Here is a 22,899-nt window from a genome sequence, read left to right as displayed (position 1 = left end):
CCGGAACACCCGAAGGGCGTCCACCGTACGGGTGGACGCCCTTCGTGTCTCAGCGCCGAACTGAGCGGGCCTCGCGGCCCGTCGTGATCAGCGGGTCTTGCGTGCCGCGGAGGTACGCGCGGTGGTGGCCCGGCTGGCCGGGGTGGCACTGGTAGCCGCCGTGGTCTTGCGGGCGGTCGCCTTCTTGGCCGGCGCCGCCTTGGTGGCAGTCGACTTGGCAGCGGTCGACTTGGTTGCCGTCTTCTTCGCCGGCGTGACCTTGGCCGTGGCCGCCTTGGTGGCGGTCTTGGCGGCCGCCGTCTTGGTGGCGGTCCGGGCCGGCGCGGCCTTCGTGGCCGTGGTCTTCTTCGCCGCCGCCTTGGTGGCGGTCTTGGTGGCCGCCGTCTTGGTGGCGGTCCGGGCCGGCGCGGCCTTGGTGGCCGTGGTCTTCTTCGCCGCCGCCGTCTTGGTGGCGGTCCGGGCCGGCGCGGCCTTCGTGGCCGTGGTCTTCTTCGCCGCCGCCGTCTTGGTGGCGGTCCGGGCCGGCGCGGCCTTCGTGGCCGTGGTCTTCTTCGCCGCCGCCGTCTTGGTGGCGGTCGACCGGGCCGCGGTGGCCTTGGCGGCAGTGGACTTCACTGCCCCCGTCGTCTTCTTCGGGGCGGTGGCCTTTGCCACCTTGCCACTCGCGACCATCTCCCGGAAGCCGGTTCCGGGCTTGAATGCGGGGACGGACGTCTTCTTCACCTTCACCGGTTCACCGGTGCGCGGATTGCGCGCGGTACGCGCATTGCGCGCCCGCTTTTCGAAGACTCCGAAACCGGTAATGGCAACGCGATCGCCCTTGGTTACGGCGTTCTGCACCTCGCTGATCACCGCATCCAGCGCTGCTGTCGCCGTCTTCCGGTCCCCCAGTCGGGCGGCGAGCGCCTCGACGAGCTCTGCCTTGTTCACTGGTTTCCTCCCGAACGTGAGAACTGGCCCAATGCGAGCCATTCTGCGCGCACCGTATGCCCTCTGACCAGCAGACACAAACATCTGGTCAAAAAAAAACGTTGTGTCGCAACGATTTCGCCCCCACCGAGGACCCGGTGGGGGCGAAAGCGCCTGTGAGGACAAGGGAATTCGGGGTCAGACGACCGTGGGCTTGTAAGCCGGGCGACCCTTCTCGTACGAGGTAATCCGCTCCTCGTGGCGCAGCGTCAGCCCGATGTCGTCGAGGCCCTCCATGAGGCGCCAGCGACTGAAATCGTCGATCGGGAAGGTCCAGACGGCGTCGTCCACGCGCACCTGGCGCTCGGCGAGGTCCACGGTGATCTGCTTGTCCGGTTCGCTGTCCGCCATATCCCAGAGCGCCTCGACGGCCTTCTGGTCGAGCTGCACCGGCAGCAGCCCCTCCTTGAGGGCGTTGCCCCGGAAGATGTCGCCGAAGCGGGGCGCGATGACGGCCTTGAAACCCCAGTCCCGCAGGGCCCAGACGGCGTGCTGGCGCGAGGAGCCCGTGCCGAAGTTGGGGCCGGCGACCAGGATCGTCGCGCCCGCGTGGGCGGGCTTGTTGAGCACGAAGGCGGGGTCGTCACGCCAGGCGCTGAACAGCCCGTCCTCGAAGCCGGTGCGGGTGACCCGCTTCAGGTACACGGCCGGGATGATCTGGTCGGTATCCACATCGGAACGCCGCAGCGGCATGACCGTGCCGGTGTGGGTGGTGAACTTCTCCATGGTTGCTGCTCCTGCTCAGAGGTCTGCCGGGGCGGCCAGCCGGCCGACCACGGCGGTGGCGGCAGCGACCTGCGGCGAGACCAGATGGGTACGCCCACCGCGGCCCTGCCGGCCCTCGAAGTTGCGGTTGGACGTCGACGCGGCGCGCTGGCCGGGGCTGAGCGTGTCCGGGTTCATGCCCAGGCACATGGAGCAGCCGGCGAACCGCCACTCGGCGCCCGCCTCGGTGAAGACCTTGTCGAGGCCCTCGGCCTCGGCGGCCTCGCGGACCTGGTAGGACCCGGGGACGACCATCATGCGTACGCCATCGTGCACCCGGTGGCCGCGGAGCACGTCGGCGGCCGCGCGCAGGTCCTCGAGGCGCCCGTTGGTGCAGGAACCGACGAAGACCACGTCGACGGCGACGTCCTTGAGCGGCGTGCCGGCCTCGAGGCCCATGTATTCCAGGGCCCGGCGGGCGGCGTTGCGCTCCGACTCCTCGACGAACTCCTCCGGGTCCGGCACCGCGCTGTTCAGCGGCGCGCCCTGTCCCGGGTTGGTACCCCAGGTGACGAACGGGTGGATGGTGGACGCGTCGATGTGGATCACGGTGTCGTACTCGGCGCCCTCGTCGGTGGCGAGCGTGCGCCAGTACTCGACCGCGGCGTCCCAGTCGGCACCCTGCGGCGCGTGCTCGCGGCCCTTCAGGTACGCGAACGTGGTCTCGTCCGGCGCGATCATGCCGGCCTTGGCGCCCCACTCGATCGACATGTTGCAGATGGTCATCCGGCCCTCCATGGAGAGCCTGCGGATGGCCTCGCCGCGGTACTCCACGATGTGGCCGTTGCCGCCGCCGGTGCCGGTCTGGGTGATGAGCGCGAGGATCAGGTCCTTGGCCGACGCGTCGGAGTGCAGCTCGCCGTCGACCACGACCGCCATCGTCTTCGGCTTTGCCTGCGGCAGCGTCTGTGTGGCGAGCACGTGCTCGACCTCACTGGTGCCGATGCCGAAGGCCAGCGCGCCGAACGCGCCGTGCGTGGCGGTGTGCGAGTCGCCGCAGACGATCGTCGTGCCGGGCTGGGTGAGCCCGAGCTGCGGGCCGATGACGTGCACGATGCCCTGCTCAACGTTGCCGAGCGAGCGGATCTGCACGCCGAACTCGGCGCAGTTCTTGCGCAGGGTCTCGATCTGCGTACGCGACACGGTGTCGAGGATCGTCATCAGGTCGCCGCGGCGGGTGTTGAACGCCGGGTCGGCGTACCCGGTCGGGGTGTTGTGATCCTCGGTCGCGAGCGTGAGATCGGTGCGCCGGACCTGGCGGCCCGCCAGCCTCAGGCCGTCGAAGGCCTGCGGGCTGGTCACCTCGTGCAGCAGGTGCAGGTCGATGTAGAGCAGATCAGGCTCACCCTCGGCAGCACGCACGACATGGTCGTCCCAGACCTTCTCGGCCAGGGTCCTCGGCTTCGGAGTGACTCCCACCATCTGGACATCCTAAATTCTGGGAGGTATGTTTCGGCTTGTGGGACACAGTATGAGCGGTGTCGGCGTTCTCGACAAGGCGGTGGTCATCCTCGCGGCCTGTGTCGACGGCGCCAGCCTTGCCGAATTGGTCGACCGGACGAAACTGCCGCGGGCAACCGCACACCGGCTGGCCCAGGCGCTGGAGATTCACCGGATGCTGGTCCGGGACACCCAGGGCCGCTGGCGCCCCGGGCCGCGCCTGGGCGAGCTCGCGAACGCGGCGCCCGACGTGCTGCTGACGGCGGCGGAACCGCTGCTGTCGGCGCTGCGCGACGCGACCGGCGAGAGCGCGCAGCTGTATCTGCGCCGGGCGGACGAGCGGATCTGCGTGGCCGCGGCGGAACGCGCGAGCGGACTCCGCGACACCGTGCCCGTGGGCTCGGTGCTGCCGATGGTGGCCGGGTCCGCGGCACAGATTCTACTCGCCTGGGAGCCGCCGGAAGCCGTGATGCCGCTGCTTCCGCGCTGCAAGTTCACCGGCCGGACACTGGCCGAGGTGCGCCGGCGCGGGTGGGCGCAGAGCGTCGCGGAGCGCGAGCCGGGTGTCGCCAGCGTCTCGGCGCCGATCCGCGACCGCACGGGCCGGGTGATCGCGTCGATCTCGATCAGCGGGCCGATCGAGCGGCTGGGCCGCCGCCCCGGCGAACGCCACGCGATGGCCGTCGTCCGCGCCGGACAGCGCCTCAGCGGCCTCTGACGATCCGCCGCGGCTCGGCGGCGATCGCACTCACGGGGTCCGGACGGCGTCGTCGTGCGCGAACACCACCCGCGCCGGATCGAGGCTCGGCAGCCGGTCCATCCAGGCCGGCGGGAACGGCAGCGGCGGCCTAGGGCCGGCCCGGCGGGCGAGCACGTCGCCCGTGAAGCCCACCGCGTGGTCGTGGCTCCGCCCGGCGACGATCACCGTGCCGTCGCCGGGGCGCACCACGAGGGACTGGTGGCTCTCCGCGGTCCGGGCGAGGGCCGGCTGCGCACGCCGATGGCCGTCGCCGGTCGAGCCGAACACACAAAAGCGGCCCGTGTCGATCGACACGGGCCGCTTGCGTTTGTAGCCCCGAAGGGATTCGAACCCTCGCTACCGCCTTGAGAGGGCGGCGTCCTAGGCCGCTAGACGACGGGGCCAGAACACGCTGAACTTCCGATCTTGCCTTGCTTTGCTTCCGCTTCTCGCTCGAGCAACGGTGCGGAACTCTATCAGAAGTCCAGCACCACCGCCCTTGCGGATCAGTCGCGCTGGGGTACCAGGACTCGAACCTAGACTAACTGAACCAGAATCAGTCGGGCTGCCAATTACCCCATACCCCATCGGTACGGCTTGCCGTACCGAGTGGGAACTCTACCCGAGCCCTTGGTGGCGAACAAATCGGGTGGTCACCCGGGCGTTCCGTGACCCGCGGCTACCCGAACAGGTCGGTGCCGCGGGCCCACTCGGCGAACGTCGTGGCCGGTCGTCCGGTGAGTTCGGCGACAGTCCGAACCGCCGCCTGCGGGTGGCGGGCGAGCTCGGCGAGACCGTCGGCGTACCAGCGCCCGTACTCGCCCATGACCTGGGTGAGCTCGGCCACCAACTCCTCGTGCGGCAGGTCGACGTAGGTGAGCTCGCGGCCGAGCGCCGCCCCGATCTGCTCGACCCGCTGCCGCCGGGTCAGCGACTCGGGACCGGTTAGCTCGTACGACCGGCCCTCGTGCCCGTCCTCGAGCAGGCAGCGGGCCGCGACGGCGGCGATGTCCGCCAACGCGATGGGCGCGTTCGCGGCCGAACCGTAGCCGTCGCGGACGACGTCTCCCGCCGCGATCTGCGCCGACCAGATCCCGGCGTTGTTCATGAACTCGCCGGGCTCCAGGTGGACGTAGGGCACCCCGCACTCCTCGACACCGTCCTCGATCACCTGCCAGTGATCGCCCTTGGCGCCGGCCATGTCGACGATGCGCCGCACGCCCGCCTCCGCCGCCAGCCGGCAGGTCTGCGCGTTGGTCTCGATCAACGGCGCCAGGTACATGCGGTCGACGCCCGCGAGGGCGGCGGGCAGGGTCGCGGGCCGACCCAGGAAGCCCCGCACGACCTCGACCCCGGCCGGCAGGCCGGCCCTGGCGGGGTCGACCGTGAGCGCGCGGACGTCGGTCGCGCCGAGCGCGAGCAGTTCGTCGACGACGAGCCGGCCGACGCCGCCGGTAGCGCCGGTAACGAGGATCTTCATGCCGTCCTCCAGTTATCGTATGGGCTACGGAAACTCTTCTCGTAGGGTATACGAGATGACGGAGTTCAGCGGGACCACCGATCCCGACCGGATCCTGCCCCTGCTGTGGCGGCACCGGACGGCACGCCGGGCCACGACCGGGCGGCCGCCGAGGCTCAGCGTCGACGACGTGGTGGCGGCCGGGATCGCGATCGCCGACGGGGAGGGCCTGGCGGCGGCGTCGATGGCCGGGGTGGCCGCGCGGCTCGGGGTCGCGACCATGACGCTCTACACCTACGTGCCGTCGCGAAACGAGCTGGTCGAGCTGATGGTCGACGACGTGCTGGGCGGCCGGCGGCTGCCCGGGCCGGGCGAGGAGCGGCCGGGGCCATGGCGGGACCAGATCCAGCTGTACGCCGACCGCACGATCGCCATGTATCGCGATCACCCCTGGCTGTCCCAGGTCTCCCGGGTCCGCCCGCCGCTGGGCCCGGGAATGCTCCGCGAGAGCGAATACGTGCTCTCCACGCTCGGCGCCGTGCCGGTCGAGCGGCGCAACACGGCGGCCGTGACCATCACCATGTTCGTGACCGCCGCGGCCCGGCAGGAGGGCGAGAACGCCCAGCTGCGCCGGGCCAGCGGCCAGTCCAACGACGCCTGGTGGGGTCAGCGCGGCCGGCTCTGGGAGGAGTGGTTCGACGTCGACCGGTACCCCGCCATGACGGAGCTGTGGAACGCCGGCGGCTTCGACCGCGGGCCGGACCAGCAGGCCGCGGACGCGTTCGCCCACGGCCTGCGGCTCATCCTCGACGGGATCGAGCGCGGGCCTCAGTCCAGCGAGACGACCGGGTTGCGCAGCTCCCCGATGCCCTGAACGCTCACCGAGACGGTCTCGCCGGAGACGATCCGGCTCACCCCGGCCGGGGTACCGGTCAGGATGATGTCGCCGGGCAGCAGCGTCATGACGTGCGACACGTACGAGACCAGGGTCGGCACGTCGAAGACCATGTCCTTGGTGCGGCCGAGCTGGCGCACCTCCATCTCGTCCGGGTTGCGGCCCACCTCGCAGCGCACCTCGAGGTCGCTGACGTCGAGCTCGGTCTCGATCCACGGCCCGATCGGGCAGAACGAGTCGAAGCCCTTGGCCCGGGTCCACTGCGGGTCGCTGCGCTGCAGGTCCCGGGCGGTCACGTCGTTGCCGCAGGTGTAGCCGAAGATGGCCTTCTCCGCGCCGGCCCGGTCCACCCGGCGGGCCCCGGTCGCGCCGATCACGACCGCCAGCTCGGCCTCGTGCTCGACCTGCCGGGACTGCGGCGGGATCCGGATCGCGTCGTTCGGGCCGATCACCGAGGTGGATGGCTTGATGAAGATCAGCGGCTCCTTCGGCACCTCGTTGCCCAGCTCGGCGGCGTGCTCAGCGTAGTTGCGGCCGACGCCGATGACCTTGCTGGAGAAGATCGGCGCGAGTAGCCGGACGTCGGCCAGGGCCCAGCGCTGACCGGTGAAACGCACCTGCTCGAACGGGAGGCTGCCGATCTCGGCGACGGTCAGGCCCTTGGCGCCGGCACCCGCCTCACCCTCGACGACTCCGAAGGACACGCCACCGGCATGAACAAAACGAGCGAAACGCACGGAAAACCCCATCCATTGAGCGATGAACACGCAGGTTCGAGGCTACGCGCTGCGCGTCACCCGGCCCGCTCTCAGCCCGGGCCGGGCCTAACCGGAACGCCGGCTCAACCTCCGGGTGGGCGACATCACATATTCCGCGGGCACGCGCCGGATCGGAGCGCCCGCGACAGTGGCGGAACTCATTCGGGCGTTCCTAACCACAGACCACGCCGAGGCTCGATAGGAGTGGACTTGCTGGATACGCTGGTGCGATGCGGATCAGCGAAACCCACGCGCTGACCACCGTGCTGCCCTCGGTCAGCTGGATCCCGCTTGCCCGAGCCCACACCGAGCGCGCCGACGAGATGACAGCCGGCCACCGCGCCCGCAAGGCGAAGGGCGAGAAGCACGCCATAGAGGATTTCCTGTACGACTACTACGGCACCCGCCCGGCACAGCTGCGCCGCTGGCACCCCGGCGTCGGCACCGGCCTGGCCGCGGCGCCGGGCGGGCTCGCCGAGCACTCGACCTGGAAGTGGTACAAGGCGCACACCGATGGCGTGGTCACGCTTGACGTCGAGGCCTACATGCACGCCCGCGGCGAGAGCGTGCGCTACATACACGGCCTGCTCACGGCGACCGCGTCGCGGCCGGCCTTCTCGGGCTGCTTCGGCCTGCACGAGTGGGCGATGGTCTACCGCCAGCCGGAGCACCGGCACTCGCTCCCGCTGCGCCTCGGCCAGGCCGGGACGGACGAGGTGGTCGAGCAGCACCCGATCCGCTGCACCCACTTCGACGCGTTCCGCTTCTTCACCCCGGAGGCGGTGGGCCTCAATCGCCTGCAGCCGACCCGCGCGACCCAGGTCGACCTGGACCAGCCGGGCTGCCTGCACGCGGCGATGGACTGCCACAAGTGGGCGGGCAAGCTCGGCCCGGCGGTACCCGGCGCGCTCGCGCTCGACTGCTTCGCCCTGGCCGGCGACATCCGCCTGCTCGACATGCAGGCCAGCCCCTACGACCTGTCCTCGTACGGCCAGGAACCGGTGAAGATCGAGACCGCGGAGGGCAAGGCCGAGTACGTGGCCCGGCAGCGCGAGTTCGCCCGCCGCGCGGCCGCGCTGCGCCGCCGCCTCATCCGCGTCTGCGACGAGCTCCTTGGCCCGGCCCTGGCGGCCGAGAACCGCAACGCCGTGGCACCACACAACACCTGATCCCATACGCAGAACGACGCCGGGCGAACTCGGGGTCAGGTGTTTCCGTGCGACGTCCGGTCGCCCGCATGCGGAAGGGCCCGGTGGGGCGCGCGGTCGTTTCGGCGTCGCGGATCCAGGGCTCGCGCACAACGCAGCCCGGATGCCTGCACGAAGATCGAGCGGCGCTCCACAGTGTCACCGGCCGGGTCGAGCTCGTAGCCGTCGAGCCAGACCCAGCCCTCATAGGTCGGCCAGTCATGCACGCGAACCACCCGGAAGAGGATCGGCTGGGCAAACTGCACGCTCGCCGCCATGCCCACGTAGACCACCTCGCCGGCCCGGGGAAGGGTCATCGCCGCCGCACCGAGGTCCGGCCGGCGCTGCGGTCCCGGCCCGGCCGAGGCGGCGTGTGCTCGCTCATCGAAGCTTCCCCTCGCTCCAGGACGTGCCGATCGGGCGTCGGGTAGCGGATACCGGCGCGCTCCGCCGATACGCTAGATCGCGAGTGGCGACCAAATCATTGCTGGCTGCAATGTGGTCCGATACCCAGGCGGCGAGCCATCGCCAGCAGATCCTCGGCAACGGCCCTGCGCCGCGCCCGGGTGACCATCGTCGAGACGACATCACGCGTGATCGGGTTGAGCCGGAACGATGCCGGGGCCGCCCGCTCGGCGCGGGCGAGCGCGATCAGCGCCTCCTTGTCACGCCGCCCGGAGTACGCCAGCGACCGGCCGAGGCTCACGTAGTAGCTCTGGCGACGGTTCGCCACCGAGAGCTTGTCGACGGGTATCCCGCCGGCGAGCTCGATCGCCTTCCCGTAGTCGCCCAGCTCGGTGAAGAGCGACATCTTCCAGAGCCGGACGTTCGTCGGCCCGAAGAACGACAGGTTGAAGCCCTTACCGTCGTCGGGATCGCCCAGGGTCGCCGCCTCGCGCTCGGCCTCGGCGAGGTGCGCCTCGGCGGTCGCGGCATGCTTGTCGACCGCGCTCGACAGCGCGGCCGAGAGGTGGAGCTGTCCGAGCATCTGCCGGACGTTCGGATCTCCGGCGGCACCCTGCAGTGCGACGAGACTTCGTTCGCTGACCCTGCGCGAGACCGAGGCCGCCTCCAGCGGCAGCGAGAGCGCGTAGACGAAGTCGGCGGCGCCGATCCACGCCGGATCGCCCAGCTCCCGCGCGGCGTTGACGGCGAGCTTCGCGGCCGGCCAGGAAAGGTCTCGGTAACCGAGGTTGCGCAGGCAGACGGACGTCTCGTATGCGATGCGGGTCAGCGCGTCCGTGCCCGGGTGACCGGCCGCGTCGCGCAACAGGGCCGGCAGCAGCGGCGCCAGCGTCAGGTAATCGCTGTTCTGACGCAGCCGCATCGCCCGCTCGACCGCGTGGCCCATCTCCTGCGCGCCACATCGTGGCTCCCCGATCTCGCCCGCCTCCAGCTCCACGAGCGCGACCCGGATCGCCGCGACCGCTTCCGACGCCTTGACCCGCAGCGGGTCGGCCGGGTCTCCTGTCTGGCCGAGAAGGTCGGCCGCGGAGACGTCCAGTGCGGACGCGATGGAGACCAGTGTGCTGCGTCGCTCGACTCCGCGCAGACCGGCCTCGATCTGGCTGAGGTAGCCCTGGCTCAGGCCGGCGAGTCCGGCGAGCGCCGCCTGTGACAGCCCGCGCCGACGGCGCCAGACGCGGACCCTAGCGCCGATGTGCTCGCCAGCCGCCACAGCCGCCTCCCAAAGGGGTCTCTGCTCGACGGTACCCGCGGCACACCACCGCGATCGGCTGAGCGTTACGCCGGTACAGGACCGGCCTGTCGCGCAGCGGTCTCGAGGGTGCCCGACGAGGAGACGAGGCCTCCCCACCGGGGCGACCGGCACGCCGCCGTCAGTCGGAGTCCGCGCGCCGGTTCCGCTTGGTCTGGCTCCGGCGCTTCTTGTCGGCGATCCGCCGCTCGACGGCACCCCGCGAGGGCCGGGTGGCCCGCCGGGCCCGCGGCGGCGCCGCGATGGCTCCGGCCACGATCCCGGCCAGCCGCGCGGCGGCGGCCTCCCGGTTGCGCAGCTGCGACCGGTGCTCGGAGGCGGTGACGGTGAGGACCCCGTTGACGAGCCGGGCGCCGAGCCGCTCGACCGCCCGCTCCCGCAGCGCCGCCGGCAGCAGCTCCGACCCGGCCAGGTCCCAGGACAACTCCACCCGCGAGTCGGTGGTGTTGACACCCTGGCCGCCGGGCCCGCTGGATCGCGAGAAGCGCCAGGCGAGCTCCGCGGCCGGAATGGTCAGCCGCTCGCTCACCTGCACGTCATCCGCCACGCCGCACAGCATCCCACCCGACCGCCCGGGCCCGCCAGGCAGTTTGTGGATCAAGAAACGGCGACGGGACGGCGGACGGCGGAGACGGTGGAGCCGATGCTCGCCAGGACCACGACGGCGACTCCGGCAACGGCCTGCAGCGACATGGACTGCGACAGCAGGAGCCAGCCCGCCAGCGCCGCCACCGCCGGTTCCATGCTCAGCAGGATGCCGAAGACGTGTTGCGGCAGCCGGCGCAGGGCCGACATCTCGAGCGTGTACGGGATCACCGAGGCCAGCAGGCCCGTCGCCAGCGCCAGCAGCAGCACGTGTGGCGACGTCAGCGCCGCGGAGGCGCCGGCCAGGCCGCCGGGTACCAGCAGGAGGGCGCCGACCGTCATCGCCACTGCCAGCCCGCCCTGTCCCGGCACGGCCGCGCCGGCCCGGGTACTGGCCAGGATGTACAGCGCCCAGAACACCGCCGCGATCAGCACGTATGCCAGGCCCAGGGTGTCGAGGCCCCGGGCGCCGGGTCCGGTCCAGCCGAGCGCCCACACGCCGGCGGCGGCAAGCGCGACCCAGATGAAGTCGCGGCCGCGGCGGGACAGCACGGCCGCCAGCGTCAGGGGGCCGAGGAACTCGATGGTCACCGCGACGCCGAGCGGGATCCGGGCGATCGCCGCGTAGAAGAACCCGTTCATGCCCGCCAGCGCCGCGCCCAGCAGCAGCACCTCGCGCCACTGGTCGCGGCGCCAGGCCCGGACCGCCGGGCGGGCCAGGACCAGGAGCACGGCCGCCGCAAGGGCGAGGCGCAGCAGGGTCGCACCGGCGCTGCCCGTCGCCGGGAAGAGGTGTGCGGCCAGGGCCGCGCCGATCTGCAGGCTGGCGCAGGAGCCGAGGACCATGAGCACGGCGTTTCGCATGACTCACACGGTCACCCGGAGGCCATTGGTTCGTCCAGCGAATGTTTCTGAGCAATAATGGTTAGCCATGCTGGACATTCATCGGCTGCGGCTACTCCGCGAGCTGGACCGGCGCGGCACCCTCGCCGCCGTCGCGCGGGCGCTCTCGTACAGCCCGTCGGCCATATCGCAGCAGCTCACGCAGCTTGAGGCCGAGACCGGCGTGACCCTGCTCGAGCACGTCGGCCGCGGCGTACGGCTCACCGAGCAGGCCCGGATCCTGGTCCGGCACACCGAGGCGATCCTCGAACGCCTCGAACTCGCCGAGGCCGATCTGGCCCGGAGCATGACGGAGGTCACCGGCAGCCTGCGGGTCGCCTCGTTCCAGTCGGTGATGCTCGCGCTCGTGCCGTCCGCGCTGTCGTTGCTCGCCGAGCGGCATCCCGCCCTGCGCGTCCAGATCACGCACTGCGTCGCCGCGGACGCCGTCGCCGGGCTGGTCGCGCACGACTTCGACCTCGTGCTCGGCGAGGAGTACCCGGGCCTGCCGCAGCCGCGGACGCCCGGCGTCGACGAGGAGGACCTCTCCCACGACGAGATGCGGCTCGCCGTGCCGCCCGGCGGGCCGTGGAGCCGGTCCGGGCTCGCCGATCTGGCCGGGGCGCCGTTCGTCATCGACCCCGGTGACATCGCGCCCGCGCAGTGGGCGCGGAACATGTGCCGCAGCGCCGGCTTCGAGCCCGACGTGCGGTTCTCCAGCGGCGACCTGCTGCTGCAGGTCCGGCTCGTGGAGACCGGGCACGCGGTCGCGTTCCTGCCCGACCTGCTCTGGACCGACCGCTCCCCGGGCCCGGTCCGGCTGCACCACCTGCCCGGCCGGCCCCGGCGACGGCTCTTCACCGGGGTACGCCGCGGCGCCGGCGGGCAGCCCCGGGTCCGTGCCTTCCGCGAGGCCCTGCGCGACAGCGTCACGGCCGGGCGCTGATCACACGGCCCGTGCGAGCGCCACGACACCGGCCGGGGAGATGCGCCGAAACGACCGCCCTGGGTGCCGATGGCATCAGGTGGGGCCGAAAGCGCTCCGAAGGAGCACATCGACCTGCGAAGACGGGATACTGGGATGCGGCGCCGCCGATGGGCGGGCGCCGCTACAGGGAGGTTGCGTGTCTGCTCAGCCCGTACCGGTCGCCGAGACCGGCTATCCGTGGCCCATCGAAACCGCGCGCCTGGACAACGGGCTGCGCATCGTCGTCAGTGAGGACAACAGCGCGCCCGTGGTGTGCGTGAACCTCTGGTACGACGTCGGCTCACGGCACGAACCCGCCGGCCAGACCGGCTTCGCGCACCTCTTCGAGCACCTGATGTTCGAGGGCTCGCAGCACGTCGCCAAGACCGAGCACATGAAGCTGGTGCAGGGCTCGGGCGGCTCGCTCAACGCGACCACCAACCCGGACCGGACGAACTACTTCCAGACGCTGCCGGTCGAGCACCTCGAGCTCGGGCTGTGGCTGGAGGCGGACCGGATGGGCGGGCTGGTACCGGCGCTGACCCAGGAGACCCTGGACAACCAGCGCGAGGTGGTCAAGAACGAGCGCCGGCAGCGCTACGACAACGTGCCGTACGGCGATGCCTGGTTGCGCCTGCTGCCGCTGCTGTACCCGCCGGGGCACCCGTACCACCACGCGACGATCGGGTCGATGGAGGACCTGAACGCCGCCGGCCTGGACACCTTCAAGGCCTTCCACCAGCAGTACTACGCGCCGAACAACGCGGTGCTGACCGTCACCGGCGACGCCTCGCCGGCCACGGTCTTCGCCCTCGCCGAGAAGTACTTCGGCGCGATCGAGGCGGTACCCGACATACCGCCGGCGCCACGCGGGCACCTCGCCGGCGCCGCCGCCGAGCCGGTCGGCGAGACCGTGACCGGCAAGGTTCCGGCGCCGCGGATCTACCTGTCGCACCGCACCCACCCGTTCGGCACGGCCGGCTACGACGCGATCACCGTGCTCGCCACCGTGCTGGGCAGCGGCCGGGGCAGCCGGCTCTATCAGCGGCTCGCCGACGGCGCCCGGATCGCCCAGCCCGACTACATCGGCGCCTACGGCGTCGATCTCGCGCACGCCCCGGCACCGCTGATCGTCACCGCCACCGCCAAGGACGGCGTGGACGCCGCGACGCTCACGGCCGGGGTCGCGGAGGTGTTGGACAGCATGGCCACCGAGGCGGTCACCGAGGCGGAGCTGGAACGGGCCAAGGCCCTGCTGACCACCTCGTGGTGGCGGCAGATGTCCACTGTGGGCGGCCGCGCCGACACCCTCGGCCGCTATGCGACCCAGTTCGGCGACGCGGCCAGCGCCGCGTACCGGCTGCCGCAGTGGCTGGCGGTGACGGCGCAGGACATCACCGACGCCGCGCGCACGCTCAATCCGGAGTCCCGCGCGACCCTGACATACCTGCCCGAGGAAGGAACCGAAGCATGAGCCTCGTCGCCACCCGGCCCGGGCCGGGCGAGCCGCGGCCGTACACCTTCCCGGCCGTTCAGCGGGTCCCGGTCGCCGGCGGCGAGGTCGTCGCCGCGCACATGCCGGGCCAGTACCTGGCCACCGCCGCGCTGCTGCTCGACGCCGGCGGCGCCCGCGAGACCGCGGGCCGTGAGGGCACGGCGACCGTGCTCGCCAAGTGTCTCGAGGAGGGCACCGCCGCCCGGGACTCGGCGGCGTTCGCGCTGGCCCTCGAGGGCCTCGGCGCCGAGCTCTCCACCTCGGTCGACTGGGACGGATTCCGCGTCGGCGTGTCCGTACCGGCGGGCCTGCTGCCGCGGGCCGTCGCCCTGCTGGCGGAGGCGGCACGGACCCCGCGCCTGGACCCGGCCGACGTCGCGCGGGTGCGCGACGACGAGGTGACCGCGCTGCGGATGGACTGGGCGCAGCCGGGTCCGCGCGCGGACGCCGCGCTGCGGATGGACCTCTTCGGCACCGGCGAGCGGTACGGCCGCCCGCTGCACGGTGACCCCACGTCGGTGGCCGCCGTGACCCCCGAGGACGTGGCGGCGTTCCATGGTTCCTGGTTCGAGCGGGCCGGGGTGCTGCTGGTCGCCGGCGACCTCGAGCGGCTCGACCTGGCGGAGCTGGGTGCGCTCGCGTTCGCGGGCACGTCCGGCGCGCCGCTGACGCCGGCGCCGCCGCTGGAGGTGTCGGTCGGCGCAGGCCGCCGGTTGCTGCTGGTCGACCGGCCCGGCTCGGTGCAGTCGACCCTGCGCCTCGGGCACCGCGCACCGGAACGGGCGCACCCGCAGTACGTGCCGCTGACCCTGGCGGCGACGGTGCTGGGCGGGGCGTTCACCTCCCGGCTCAACCATCTGATCCGCGAGGTGAAGGGCTACACGTACGGCATCCGCGCCGACTTCGCGATGACCCGGCGGTTCGGCCGGTTCGGCGTGAGCACCTCGGTGCAGACGGCGGTGACCGCGCCGGCGCTTGTCGACACGGTCAGCGAGATCACCCGGACCTGGCAGGAGGGCGTGACCGAGGAGGAGCTGGAGGTGGCCCGCACGTGGCGGGCCGGGCAGCTCACGGTCGAGATGCAGACGCCGGGCGCGATCGCCAGCTCGCTCGCCACGCTGGTGCTGCACGACCTGCCCGACGACTACTACGTGACGCTGCGGCAGGGCCTGCTGGGCGCCACGGTCGACGACGTCTCGCTCGCCGCGCGGACGCACCTGCACCCGGACGGGCTGACCCTGGTCGTCGAGGGCGACGCGGCGCTGATCCGCGACGAGCTGGCGGCGACCGGCATCGGCGAGATCGTCACCGCGGAGGTCTGAGCATCGCGGGCCGCCCTCGACATTGATGGCGGCCCGCGTATTGCCACGGGGTGTCGGCCGGGGTTTCAATGGCGCCGACGCCCTCCCGCGAGAGCGCTCTCACCCAGTGCTGGAGCCCCCCGACATGCCCACCAACTTCTCCGCCGCCTCCGGGCCGTTCTCCCGGCGGCGGCTGCTCGTGCTGCCGGCCGCCACCGTCGCCGCGCCCCCGCTCGCCCCGGAGGCCGCGTCCGCCGGCACCTGTCAGCCGCGGCACCTGGTGGACCACGCCCTGGCCGGGCCGGTCGGCCGCGCCTACCACTACCTCGACGTGGTGCAGGACGCGTACGTCAAGGGCGGCGAGCCGCGCCTGCTGCAGAGCTACAACAACGAGAGCGAGCTGATGACGACCGCGTTCGTCTACGACAACGCGCTCGCGACCCTCGCCTACCTGGCCAATCCGACCGTGGCGAACGTGCGCCGGGCCCGGCTCATCGGCGACGCCCTGCTCTGGGCGCAGGCCAACGACGAGACGTACGCCGACGGGCGGGTGCGGCAGGCATACGCGGCGGGCCCGATGCTCTTCTACGGCGGCGGGCCCTACTTCCCCGGGCTCAAGGGTGCGGACGGCAAGGCGGCGTTCCTGCGGCCGTACGGCTTCGGCGGCTCCTCGACCGGCGACATGGCGTGGGTGGCGCTCGCGCTGGCCCAGTTGTACGCCGACACCCGGATCACCAAGTACCTCGACGGCGCGGTGGCGCTCGGGCACTGGATCGCGGGCCGGGAGTCGCCGCACCGCTACGGCGGCTACCACGGCGGCGTGCAGGGCGACGGCGAGACCGCGCAGAGGTGGGCGTCGACCGAGCACAACGTCGACGCGTACGGGCTCTTCGTGCTGCTGGCCAAGCTGACCAGGGACCGGCGCTGGACCGCCCGGGCCGCGGTCGCGGGGAGTTTCGTGCGGGCCATGTGGAACCGCGCCGGCTCCCACCTCTGGACCGGCACGCTCGGCGGGGTCGACGACGAGGACCCGAACCTGATCAACGTCGGCAACATCCCGGAGGACGTGCAGACCTGGGCGCTGCTGAGCATCGGCGACCGGCAACATCGCGAGGCCGTCGACTGGGTCACCGAGAACCTGTGTACCACCGACGGGGCCGTCTCCGGCGTGACCTACAGCAGCCAGGCCCGGCTCATCACCGGCAACGTCTCCGGCAGCGCGCTCCCGAACAACCGCGACGCCGTCTGGCTGGAGGGCAACGGGCACGCGGCCCTTGCGCTGCTCAAGCGCGGCGGACGCGGCGACGCGGCGCTGGCCAAGCGGCTGCTGCTGCAGACCGCGACCGCGCAGCAGAGCCTCGGCGCCGGGCAGACGGTCGGCCTGACCGCCGACGCCGACAACGGCCGGCTCTCCAACCCGGGCGAGGGCGGCACCTGGACCGGCACGCCGCTGCCGGCCCGCTCCGGCATCGTGGCGGCCACCAGCGCGCTCGACACCGGCTTCGCCTTCGGCTACTTCACCCGCCAGCACGTCGGCGCGACGTCCTGGTTCCTGATGGCGGGGCAGAACTTCAACCCCTTCATGTGAGCGGCTCGATGATGTGACGTGGCCCCGGATCGCTCGGTGACGGTGGCACCGGCCGGATAGCGTCGCCGCCATGACGATCACCACCGCCCCGCCCGCGACGAGACCGGTCCGGGTACGGCGGGTCGCGTGGATCGTGCTGCTCTGGCTGCTCGTGCTGCCCGGCACGGTCTGGGCGCTGCTCCGGCTCGGCGGCTGGGAGCGGGGCGTGATGGTGCAGTTCTTCGCCTTCACCCCGTACGTCGCGGCGTGGTCGGTGGTGCCGGTGATCGCGGCGCTGGCGACCCGGCGCCGGCTGGCGGGGGCGGTCGCGGTGCTGACCCTCGCGCTGTTCGCCGTGCTGACCCTGCCTCGGGCGTTCGCCGACGGCGACCGCGGCCCGCAGGGCGGTGTGGCGCTGCACGTGATGACGTCGAACCTGCTCTTCGGCAACGCCGACGCGGCGGAGGTCGTCCGGCTGGTCCGGGACAACGACATCTCGGTGCTGGCGCTGCAGGAGTTCAGCCCGGGGGCGCAGACCCGGCTCGCCGAGGCCGGGCTGGGCGAGCTGCTGCCCTACTCGTCGCTGGGCCCGGAGTACGGCGCGAGCGGCTCCGGCCTCTATTCCCGCTTCCCGATCACCAACCCGGGCGTGCGGCACAACGGCGGCGGCTTCAACCAGGCGTACGGGACGATCCAGCCGCCCGGGGCGGGCGCGGTCGTGGTGGAGTCGGCGCATCCGCTGGCGCCGTACTCGGTCGAGATCCTGGGCGACTGGCGCGACGACCTGAACGCGGAGCCGCGCGCAGACCCGGATGGCCTGCCCCGGATCCTGCTCGGCGACTTCAACTCGACGCTCGACCACGCACCCCTGCGCGACCTGATCGACAGCGGCTACCGCGACGCGGCGGACGCGGCCGGCGCGGGCCTGACCGGCACGTGGGGGCCGTACGACGGCGACCCGCTGCCCCCGGTGACGATCGACCACGTCCTGGCCGACCGGCGTCTCGGCATCGGCGCGGTTAGCGTGCACGACGTGGCGGGCAGCGACCACCGCGCGGTCCTCGCGGAGCTCCGGATCCCGGCCGGCCCGGCCGTCACGCCACGGTGACGGCCGGCGCGGCCGGATGTGCCGTCAGGCCGCCGTCGTGGTGCGGGCCAGCCCGTAGGTGAGTGCGTCCGTGAGCGCGATCCAGCTCGCCTCGACGACGTTCTCGTGCACCCCGACGGTCGTCCATTCGCGGTGGCGGTCGCTCGTCTCCACCAGGACGCGGGTTATCGCGTTCGAGCCGTGCGAGCCCTCCAGGATGCGGACCTTGTAGTCGGCCAGCTCGAACGACCTCAGCTCCGGGTAGTGCTTGGAGAGCGCGACGCGCAGCGCCTCGTCCAGGGCGTTGACCGGGCCGTTGCCCTCGGCGGTGGCGATGACGCGCTCACCGCGTACGCGGACCTTGACGGTGGCCTCGGAGACCACCGAGCCGTCCTCGCGGTGCTCGACCTGCACCCGGTACGACTCCAGGGCGAACGGCCGCACGAAGTCCTCACCGGGCAGCTCGCCGCGGACCAGAAGCTCGAAGGACGCGTCGGCGGCCTCGAAGGACCAGCCGCCCGCCTCCAGATCCTTGACCTTGCGGGTCACCGACGTGAGGGTGTCCGGGTGGCCGGCCAGCTCCAGCCCGAGCTCGCGGCTCTTGAGCTCGATGCTGGCCCGGCCGGCCATCTCGGTCACCAGGATCCGCATGTCGTTGCCGACCACGGCCGGGTCTACGTGGTTGTAGAGCAGCGGATCCACCTTGATCGCGCTCGCGTGCAGCCCCGCCTTGTGAGCGAATGCCGCGGCCCCGACGTAGGCCTGGTGGGTGTCGGGTGCGATGTTGGCGATCTCGGCGAGCGCGGTCGACACCCGCGTCGCCTTCTCGAGGCAGCCGTCCGGTAGGACCTTCAGCCCGAGCTTGAGTTGCAGGTTGCTGACCACGGCGAAGAGGTCGGCGTTGCCGGGCCGCTCGCCGTAGCCGTTGGCCGTGCACTGGAAGTGCTGGACGCCCGCCTCGACGGCGGCGACGGTGTTGGCGACCGCGCACGACGTGTCGTTCTGGCAGTGGATGCCGAGCCGGTCCGCGGTGGCCCCGGTACGCCGCACGACGTCCTCGATCGCGGCGGTGATCATCGACGGGAGCATGCCGCCGTTGGTGTCACACATGACGACGCGCTCGGCGCCGGCCTCGAACGCGGCCTTGACCACGGAGGCGGTGTACTCGGGGTCGTGGCGGAACCCGTCGAAGAAGTGCTCGCAGTCCACGAACGCACGCCGGCCGTTCGCGACCAGGTGGGTGACGGTGTCGCGGACCATTGCGAGGTTCTCCTCGCCGGTGGTGCGCAGCGCCCGTTCGACGTGCCGGATGTCGGACTTGGCGACGACACACACGACCGGAGTCTCGGCGTCCAGCAGGGCCTGCACCTGCGGGTCCGTGGCGACGTCGACGTTGGCCCGGCGGGTCGCGCCGAACGCGACCAGCACGGCGTTCTTGAGGTCGAGTTCGTCCTTGGCCCGGGCGAAGAACTCGGTGTCCTTGGGCATCGCCCCCGGCCAGCCGCCCTCGATGAAGCCGACCCCGAACTCGTCGAGGAGCCGGGCGACCGCGAGTTTGTCGGCGACCGAGTAGCTGATGCCCTCGCGTTGGCCGCCGTCGCGCAACGTCGTGTCGAACACCTGGTAGGTCATGGGAGGGTTCCTTTCCGAGACTGACGACCCAACAAAAAGACCCCCCGCGGATGCGGGAGGTCTGCACGTCGGCGAAAGGTCAGCCGGCGCGCTAGGTGCGAATAATCAGCACGAAGTGGGTCACGCAGGGAAGCATGCCACGCACCGGGGCGGTCCGCGGCCAGAATCCACAAGCTGAGACGGCGGTCCGCCGGTCCGGGCCGGGGGAAATCGACGGGGCCCGTTAGGTTGAAGGGGTGGCCGACGATTACCCGCGCACGCTGACGTTCTCCTCCAGCTACAACTTCCGCGACATCGGGGGTTACGCCGGCCTCGACGACCGGACGGTGCGCTGGCGGCGCCTCTTCCGCGCGGACTCCCTGCACCGGCTGCGGGGCGACGACCTGGCGGCCTTCAGCCGGCTGGGCGTCCGGACGGTCATCGACCTGCGTCGGGTCTTCGAGGTCGAGCGGCACGGCCGGGTGCCGGAGGCGGAGGGGCTGGCCTACCACAACCTGGTGATCGAGCACGTGGACTGGGAGACGGTCGCGCCCTCGCTGCCGCACGAGCGCTGGCTGGCCGACCGCTACCTGAACTTCGCGGCGGACGGCCGCGCGGGGCTGGCGGCGGCGCTGGGCCTGATCGCCGACGCGGACGCGGCGCCGGCGGTCGTGCACTGCATGGCCGGCAAGGACCGCACGGGGGTGGTCTGCGCGCTCACGCTGTCACTGCTCGGGGTGTCCGATGCGGACATCGCCGAGGACTACGCGCTGACCGAGGCGGCGATGGCCTCCCTGACCGACTACCTGATGGCGTCGAGGCCGGAGATGGTTCAGGACAAATACCACATGTTCGACTGCCCGCAGGACGCGATGCTGCTCTTCCTGAGCGACCTGCGGGACCAGCACGGCTCGGTGGAGAAGTACGTCCGCGAGATCGGGATCAGCGCCGAGCAGATCGCGGCGCTGCGCGACCACCTGCTGACCCCCGGCTGACGGCCGCCGCGCGGCGGCCGTCAGCCGAAGCCTCAGAAGACCTTGTGCACCCAGCCGAACGGGTCCTCGGCGCGGCCGCGCTGGATGTCCGACAGCTCCTGGCGCAGCGCCATCGTGACCTCGCCCGAGCCGCCGTCCGCGACGGTGAACTCGCCGTCCGGGTGGCGGACCGTGCCGATCGGCGTGATCACCGCGGCGGTGCCGCACGCGAACGCCTCGCGGATCCGGCCCGACGCGGCACCGTCGCGCCACTCGTCGAAGCTGACCGGGCGCTCCTCGACCCGCCGGCCGGCCCGCCGGGCCAGCTTGAGGATCGAGTCGCGGGTGATGCCCGGCAGGATCGTGCCGGTCAGCGGCGGCGTCACCAGCGAGCCGTCGTCCTGCACGAAGACGATGTTCATCCCGCCGAGCTCGTCGACGTACCTGCGCTCGACCGCGTCCAGGTAGACCACCTGGTCGCAGCCGTGCTCGATCGCCTCGGCCTGCGCGGAGAGGCCGGCGGCGTAGTTGCCGCCGCACTTCGCGGCGCCGGTGCCGCCGGGCGCCGCGCGGGTGTAGTCGGGGGTGATCCACACGGTGACCGGCTTGACGCCGCCGCTGAAGTAGGCACCCACGGGCGAGGCGATCACCAGGTAGAGGTACTCCATCGCCGGGCGCACGCCGAGGAAGACCTCGCTGGCGTATGCGAACGGGCGCAGGTAGAGGCTGCCCTCGTCGCCCTCCGGAATCCACTTCCGGTCGATCGTGATGATCTGGCGCAGCGATTCCAGGAACGCGGCCTGCGGCACCACCGGCATCGCCATGCGCTGGGCGGACTGGCCGAAGCGTGCGGCGTTGGCGTCCGGGCGGAACAGCGCGACGCCGCCGTCCGGCGTCGTGTAAGCCTTCAGGCCCTCGAAGATCTCCTGCGCGTAGTGCAGCACGGCGGCGGCAGGGTCCATCGGGATCGGCGCGCGCGCCTCCACCCGCGGCTCGTACCAGCCCTTACCTTCCGCATAACGAATGGTGACCATGTGGTCGGTGAAGATCCGGCCGAAGCCCGGGTTGGTGAGCCGCGTCGCCCGCTCCGCGTCGCTTACGGGCGCCGGGTTCGGACGGATCTCGAAGTCGAGGTTGTCACCACCACTCATGGCAGTTGACCTGCTTTCTGTCACGAAGAACGAAGAGGTAGCACCCGTAAGTGCTCCATGAACTTACCCCGAACGCTCGTTCAACGACGACCATCGGGGTGTGCGTCATCGCCCGCCGGCCCAGGGGCGGCGGCGGGGTGACGGGGGTGAAGAGTGAGGGTCAGGCGGCCGCGGTGGCGGCGACCCGGTCTCCGACCTCGGCGGTACGCAGCGGCGCGCCCGGTGTACGGGACGCGACCTCGGCCGCGACCGCCTCGGCTACTCGGCGGGCCTCGTCGGCGTGCCCGAGGTGCTCGAGCAGCATCGACGCGGAGAGGATGGCGGCCGCCGGGTCGGCGATGCCCTGGCCGGCGATGTCCGGCGCCGAGCCGTGCACCGGCTCGAAGGTCGAGGGGTACTTGCGCTCCGGGTTGACGGAGCCGCTGGCGGCCATGCCGATGCCACCGGTCACGGCAGCGGCGATGTCGGTGAGGATGTCACCGAAGAGGTTGTCGGTCACCACCACGTCGAACCGCTGCGGGTTGCTCACCATGAACATGCTCGCGGCGTCGATGTGCTGGTATTCCGTGGTCACGTCGGGGAACTCGGCGGCGACCGCGGCGAAGGTGCGCGACCAGAGCCCGCCCGCGTGGGTGAGCACGTTGGTCTTGTGCACGAGGGTGAGGTGGCGGCGCTCGCGGCGCCGCGCCCGGGCGAAGGCGTCGCGGACGACCCGCTCGACGCCGTGCCGCGTGTTCAGGCTCTCCTCGGTGGCGATCTCGGCGGGGGTGTCCCGGTGCAGGACGCCGCCGGCGCCGACGTAGAGGCCCTCGGTGCCCTCGCGGACGACGACCATGTCGATCTCGCCGGGCTTGAGGCCGGCCAGCGGGCTGGTCGTGCCGGGCCAGAGCCGGGACGGGCGCAGGTTGACGTACTGGTCGAAGTCGAAGCGGAGCTTGAGCAGCAGGCCGCGCTCGAGGACGCCCGGCGGGACGCTGGGGTCGCCGATGGCGCCGAGCAGGATGGCGTCGTGCGCCGCCAGCTCGTCCTCGATGGCCTGCGGCAGAACCTCGTGGGTGCGGTTGTAGAAGCGGGCGCCCAGGTCGTAGTCGTCGAACTCCACGTCCGGGAGCACGGCCTCGATCACCTTGCACGCTTGCGCGGTCACCTCGGTTCCGATGCCGTCTCCGGCCACGACCGCGATCCGCGCCACCGCCACGTCAACTCCCTCAATAGTTGCGACCCGCTGAACCTTAGTCCGGCGTCCCGGTCTCTGGCACGGCGGTCCCACAGTTTGGGTGAGGAGTCGTTAAGGGTACGGACGCGAACAACCCCCGCCGATCGCGGCAACGATCGCGGGGGCTGTCACGA

The 22,899-nt window shown here is 71.9% G+C and carries 22 protein-coding genes and 2 tRNA genes; 9 read left to right on the top strand and 15 right to left on the bottom strand.

Annotated features, from left to right (window positions below; all coding sequences use genetic code 11):
- Positions 1-87 precede the first annotated feature (87 nt).
- The 3 genes from AB0B58_RS03320 to leuC form a co-directional block, all read right to left on the bottom strand.
- Positions 88-930, bottom strand: coding sequence for an HU family DNA-binding protein (locus tag AB0B58_RS03320; protein WP_360216681.1), 843 nt, complete (start codon positions 928-930; stop codon positions 88-90).
- Between the two features lie 177 nt (positions 931-1,107).
- Positions 1,108-1,695 carry a 3-isopropylmalate dehydratase small subunit gene (gene leuD, locus AB0B58_RS03315; protein WP_360216678.1) on the bottom strand — a complete coding sequence of 196 codons (588 nt, stop codon included), beginning with the start codon at positions 1,693-1,695 and terminating at the stop codon, positions 1,108-1,110.
- A gap of 15 nt (positions 1,696-1,710) precedes the next feature.
- Positions 1,711-3,156 carry a 3-isopropylmalate dehydratase large subunit gene (gene leuC, locus AB0B58_RS03310; RefSeq protein ID WP_360216675.1) on the bottom strand — a complete coding sequence of 482 codons (1,446 nt, stop codon included), beginning with the start codon at positions 3,154-3,156 and terminating at the stop codon, positions 1,711-1,713.
- A gap of 49 nt (positions 3,157-3,205) precedes the next feature.
- Between leuC and AB0B58_RS03305 the strand changes: the two genes are divergently transcribed.
- On the top strand, positions 3,206-3,892 hold the full coding sequence (locus tag AB0B58_RS03305; protein ID WP_023561932.1) for an IclR family transcriptional regulator: 687 nt from the start codon (positions 3,206-3,208) through the stop codon (positions 3,890-3,892).
- Between the two features lie 30 nt (positions 3,893-3,922).
- Here the strand turns inward: AB0B58_RS03305 and AB0B58_RS03300 are convergent, their stop codons facing one another.
- The 4 genes from AB0B58_RS03300 to AB0B58_RS03285 form a co-directional block, all read right to left on the bottom strand.
- The gene (locus AB0B58_RS03300) at positions 3,923-4,228 is read right to left on the bottom strand and encodes a hypothetical protein (protein ID WP_360216670.1); all 306 of its coding nucleotides are present in this window, start codon (positions 4,226-4,228) and stop codon (positions 3,923-3,925) included.
- Positions 4,229-4,244: 16 nt separating this feature from the next.
- Positions 4,245-4,317 (bottom strand) — tRNA-Glu (locus AB0B58_RS03295).
- A gap of 111 nt (positions 4,318-4,428) precedes the next feature.
- Positions 4,429-4,500: transfer RNA gene (locus AB0B58_RS03290), tRNA-Gln, on the bottom strand.
- A 92-nt stretch (positions 4,501-4,592) separates the two neighbouring features.
- On the bottom strand, positions 4,593-5,393 hold the full coding sequence (locus AB0B58_RS03285) for an NAD(P)H-binding protein (protein WP_360216667.1): 801 nt from the start codon (positions 5,391-5,393) through the stop codon (positions 4,593-4,595).
- 55 nt (positions 5,394-5,448) lie between these two features.
- Between AB0B58_RS03285 and AB0B58_RS03280 the strand changes: the two genes are divergently transcribed.
- Positions 5,449-6,246 carry a TetR/AcrR family transcriptional regulator C-terminal domain-containing protein gene (locus AB0B58_RS03280; RefSeq protein WP_360216664.1) on the top strand — a complete coding sequence of 266 codons (798 nt, stop codon included), beginning with the start codon at positions 5,449-5,451 and terminating at the stop codon, positions 6,244-6,246.
- Here the strand turns inward: AB0B58_RS03280 and AB0B58_RS03275 are convergent.
- The gene (locus AB0B58_RS03275) at positions 6,201-7,004 is read right to left on the bottom strand and encodes a fumarylacetoacetate hydrolase family protein (protein ID WP_360216661.1); all 804 of its coding nucleotides are present in this window, start codon (positions 7,002-7,004) and stop codon (positions 6,201-6,203) included. The genes AB0B58_RS03280 and AB0B58_RS03275 overlap by 46 nt on opposite strands.
- Before the next feature lie 251 nt (positions 7,005-7,255).
- Between AB0B58_RS03275 and AB0B58_RS03270 the strand changes: the two genes are divergently transcribed.
- A complete protein-coding gene (locus tag AB0B58_RS03270) occupies positions 7,256-8,194 on the top strand; it encodes a 3-methyladenine DNA glycosylase (protein ID WP_360216658.1) in 939 nt (312 codons plus the stop codon).
- A 35-nt stretch (positions 8,195-8,229) separates the two neighbouring features.
- Here AB0B58_RS03270 and AB0B58_RS03265 read toward each other — a convergent pair whose 3' ends face one another.
- The 4 genes from AB0B58_RS03265 to AB0B58_RS03250 all read right to left on the bottom strand — a co-directional run bounded on the left by AB0B58_RS03265 (position 8,230) and on the right by AB0B58_RS03250 (position 11,378).
- The gene (locus AB0B58_RS03265; protein ID WP_360216655.1) at positions 8,230-8,529 is read right to left on the bottom strand and encodes a hypothetical protein; all 300 of its coding nucleotides are present in this window, start codon (positions 8,527-8,529) and stop codon (positions 8,230-8,232) included.
- 164 nt (positions 8,530-8,693) lie between these two features.
- Entirely contained in the window at positions 8,694-9,890 is a 1,197-nt protein-coding gene (locus AB0B58_RS03260) for a helix-turn-helix transcriptional regulator (protein WP_360216652.1), read from the bottom strand.
- 160 nt (positions 9,891-10,050) lie between these two features.
- The gene (gene arfB, locus AB0B58_RS03255; RefSeq protein WP_360216649.1) at positions 10,051-10,476 is read right to left on the bottom strand and encodes an alternative ribosome rescue aminoacyl-tRNA hydrolase ArfB; all 426 of its coding nucleotides are present in this window, start codon (positions 10,474-10,476) and stop codon (positions 10,051-10,053) included.
- 50 nt (positions 10,477-10,526) lie between these two features.
- Positions 10,527-11,378 carry an EamA family transporter gene (locus AB0B58_RS03250; RefSeq protein WP_360216646.1) on the bottom strand — a complete coding sequence of 284 codons (852 nt, stop codon included), beginning with the start codon at positions 11,376-11,378 and terminating at the stop codon, positions 10,527-10,529.
- A 67-nt stretch (positions 11,379-11,445) separates the two neighbouring features.
- Between AB0B58_RS03250 and AB0B58_RS03245 the strand changes: the two genes are divergently transcribed.
- From AB0B58_RS03245 to AB0B58_RS03225, 5 genes are all read left to right on the top strand, one after another.
- Entirely contained in the window at positions 11,446-12,342 is an 897-nt protein-coding gene (locus AB0B58_RS03245; protein ID WP_360216643.1) for a LysR family transcriptional regulator, read from the top strand.
- 178 nt (positions 12,343-12,520) lie between these two features.
- The gene (locus AB0B58_RS03240; RefSeq protein WP_360216640.1) at positions 12,521-13,837 is read left to right on the top strand and encodes a pitrilysin family protein; all 1,317 of its coding nucleotides are present in this window, start codon (positions 12,521-12,523) and stop codon (positions 13,835-13,837) included.
- Entirely contained in the window at positions 13,834-15,180 is a 1,347-nt protein-coding gene (locus tag AB0B58_RS03235; RefSeq protein WP_360216637.1) for a pitrilysin family protein, read from the top strand. The genes AB0B58_RS03240 and AB0B58_RS03235 overlap by 4 nt, the downstream gene beginning before the upstream one ends.
- Positions 15,181-15,304: 124 nt before the next feature.
- On the top strand, positions 15,305-16,747 hold the full coding sequence (locus tag AB0B58_RS03230) for a hypothetical protein (protein WP_360216634.1): 1,443 nt from the start codon (positions 15,305-15,307) through the stop codon (positions 16,745-16,747).
- Positions 16,748-16,817: 70 nt separating this feature from the next.
- On the top strand, positions 16,818-17,834 hold the full coding sequence (locus tag AB0B58_RS03225; protein ID WP_360216631.1) for an endonuclease/exonuclease/phosphatase family protein: 1,017 nt from the start codon (positions 16,818-16,820) through the stop codon (positions 17,832-17,834).
- A 24-nt stretch (positions 17,835-17,858) separates the two neighbouring features.
- Here AB0B58_RS03225 and cimA read toward each other — a convergent pair whose 3' ends face one another.
- On the bottom strand, positions 17,859-19,445 hold the full coding sequence (gene cimA / locus AB0B58_RS03220) for a citramalate synthase (RefSeq protein WP_360216628.1): 1,587 nt from the start codon (positions 19,443-19,445) through the stop codon (positions 17,859-17,861).
- Positions 19,446-19,681: 236 nt separating this feature from the next.
- Here cimA and AB0B58_RS03215 point away from each other — a divergent pair, with 236 nt between their 5' ends.
- Positions 19,682-20,419: a tyrosine-protein phosphatase gene (locus AB0B58_RS03215; RefSeq protein WP_360216625.1), complete on the top strand. Its 738-nt coding sequence runs from the start codon at positions 19,682-19,684 to the stop codon at positions 20,417-20,419.
- A gap of 32 nt (positions 20,420-20,451) precedes the next feature.
- Here the strand turns inward: AB0B58_RS03215 and AB0B58_RS03210 are convergent, their stop codons facing one another.
- Positions 20,452-21,549 carry a branched-chain amino acid aminotransferase gene (locus tag AB0B58_RS03210; RefSeq protein ID WP_360216622.1) on the bottom strand — a complete coding sequence of 366 codons (1,098 nt, stop codon included), beginning with the start codon at positions 21,547-21,549 and terminating at the stop codon, positions 20,452-20,454.
- Between the two features lie 160 nt (positions 21,550-21,709).
- Positions 21,710-22,741 (bottom strand): 3-isopropylmalate dehydrogenase, encoded by a 1,032-nt coding sequence (locus AB0B58_RS03205; protein ID WP_360217457.1) that lies wholly within the window; start codon positions 22,739-22,741, stop codon positions 21,710-21,712.
- Positions 22,742-22,899: the final 158 nt, after the last annotated feature.

Origin of the sequence: Actinoplanes sp. NPDC049118 (genome assembly GCF_040648555.1) — a bacterium.
Classification (GTDB): domain Bacteria; phylum Actinomycetota; class Actinomycetes; order Mycobacteriales; family Micromonosporaceae; genus Actinoplanes.
The sequence above is the reverse complement of the archived record's forward strand: the minus strand, read 5'-3'. Positions and strand labels throughout refer to the sequence as shown.

What these genes read in the sequence shown, in the direction of transcription:
- leuC (WP_360216675.1), bottom strand. Translation starts at nt 3,156, where the DNA reads ATGGTGGGAGTCACTCCGAAGCCGAGGACCCTGGCCGAGAAGGTCTGG.
- AB0B58_RS03265 (WP_360216655.1), bottom strand. Translation starts at nt 8,529, where the DNA reads ATGACCCTTCCCCGGGCCGGCGAGGTGGTCTACGTGGGCATGGCGGCG.
- AB0B58_RS03305 (WP_023561932.1), top strand. Translation starts at nt 3,206, where the DNA reads ATGAGCGGTGTCGGCGTTCTCGACAAGGCGGTGGTCATCCTCGCGGCC.
- AB0B58_RS03250 (WP_360216646.1), bottom strand. Translation starts at nt 11,378, where the DNA reads ATGCGAAACGCCGTGCTCATGGTCCTCGGCTCCTGCGCCAGCCTGCAG.
- AB0B58_RS03270 (WP_360216658.1), top strand. Translation starts at nt 7,256, where the DNA reads ATGCGGATCAGCGAAACCCACGCGCTGACCACCGTGCTGCCCTCGGTC.
- AB0B58_RS03210 (WP_360216622.1), bottom strand. Translation starts at nt 21,549, where the DNA reads ATGAGTGGTGGTGACAACCTCGACTTCGAGATCCGTCCGAACCCGGCG.
- AB0B58_RS03245 (WP_360216643.1), top strand. Translation starts at nt 11,446, where the DNA reads ATGCTGGACATTCATCGGCTGCGGCTACTCCGCGAGCTGGACCGGCGC.
- leuD (WP_360216678.1), bottom strand. Translation starts at nt 1,695, where the DNA reads ATGGAGAAGTTCACCACCCACACCGGCACGGTCATGCCGCTGCGGCGT.
- AB0B58_RS03225 (WP_360216631.1), top strand. Translation starts at nt 16,818, where the DNA reads ATGACGATCACCACCGCCCCGCCCGCGACGAGACCGGTCCGGGTACGG.
- AB0B58_RS03235 (WP_360216637.1), top strand. Translation starts at nt 13,834, where the DNA reads ATGAGCCTCGTCGCCACCCGGCCCGGGCCGGGCGAGCCGCGGCCGTAC.
- cimA (WP_360216628.1), bottom strand. Translation starts at nt 19,445, where the DNA reads ATGACCTACCAGGTGTTCGACACGACGTTGCGCGACGGCGGCCAACGC.
- AB0B58_RS03230 (WP_360216634.1), top strand. Translation starts at nt 15,305, where the DNA reads ATGCCCACCAACTTCTCCGCCGCCTCCGGGCCGTTCTCCCGGCGGCGG.
- AB0B58_RS03280 (WP_360216664.1), top strand. Translation starts at nt 5,449, where the DNA reads ATGACGGAGTTCAGCGGGACCACCGATCCCGACCGGATCCTGCCCCTG.
- AB0B58_RS03285 (WP_360216667.1), bottom strand. Translation starts at nt 5,393, where the DNA reads ATGAAGATCCTCGTTACCGGCGCTACCGGCGGCGTCGGCCGGCTCGTC.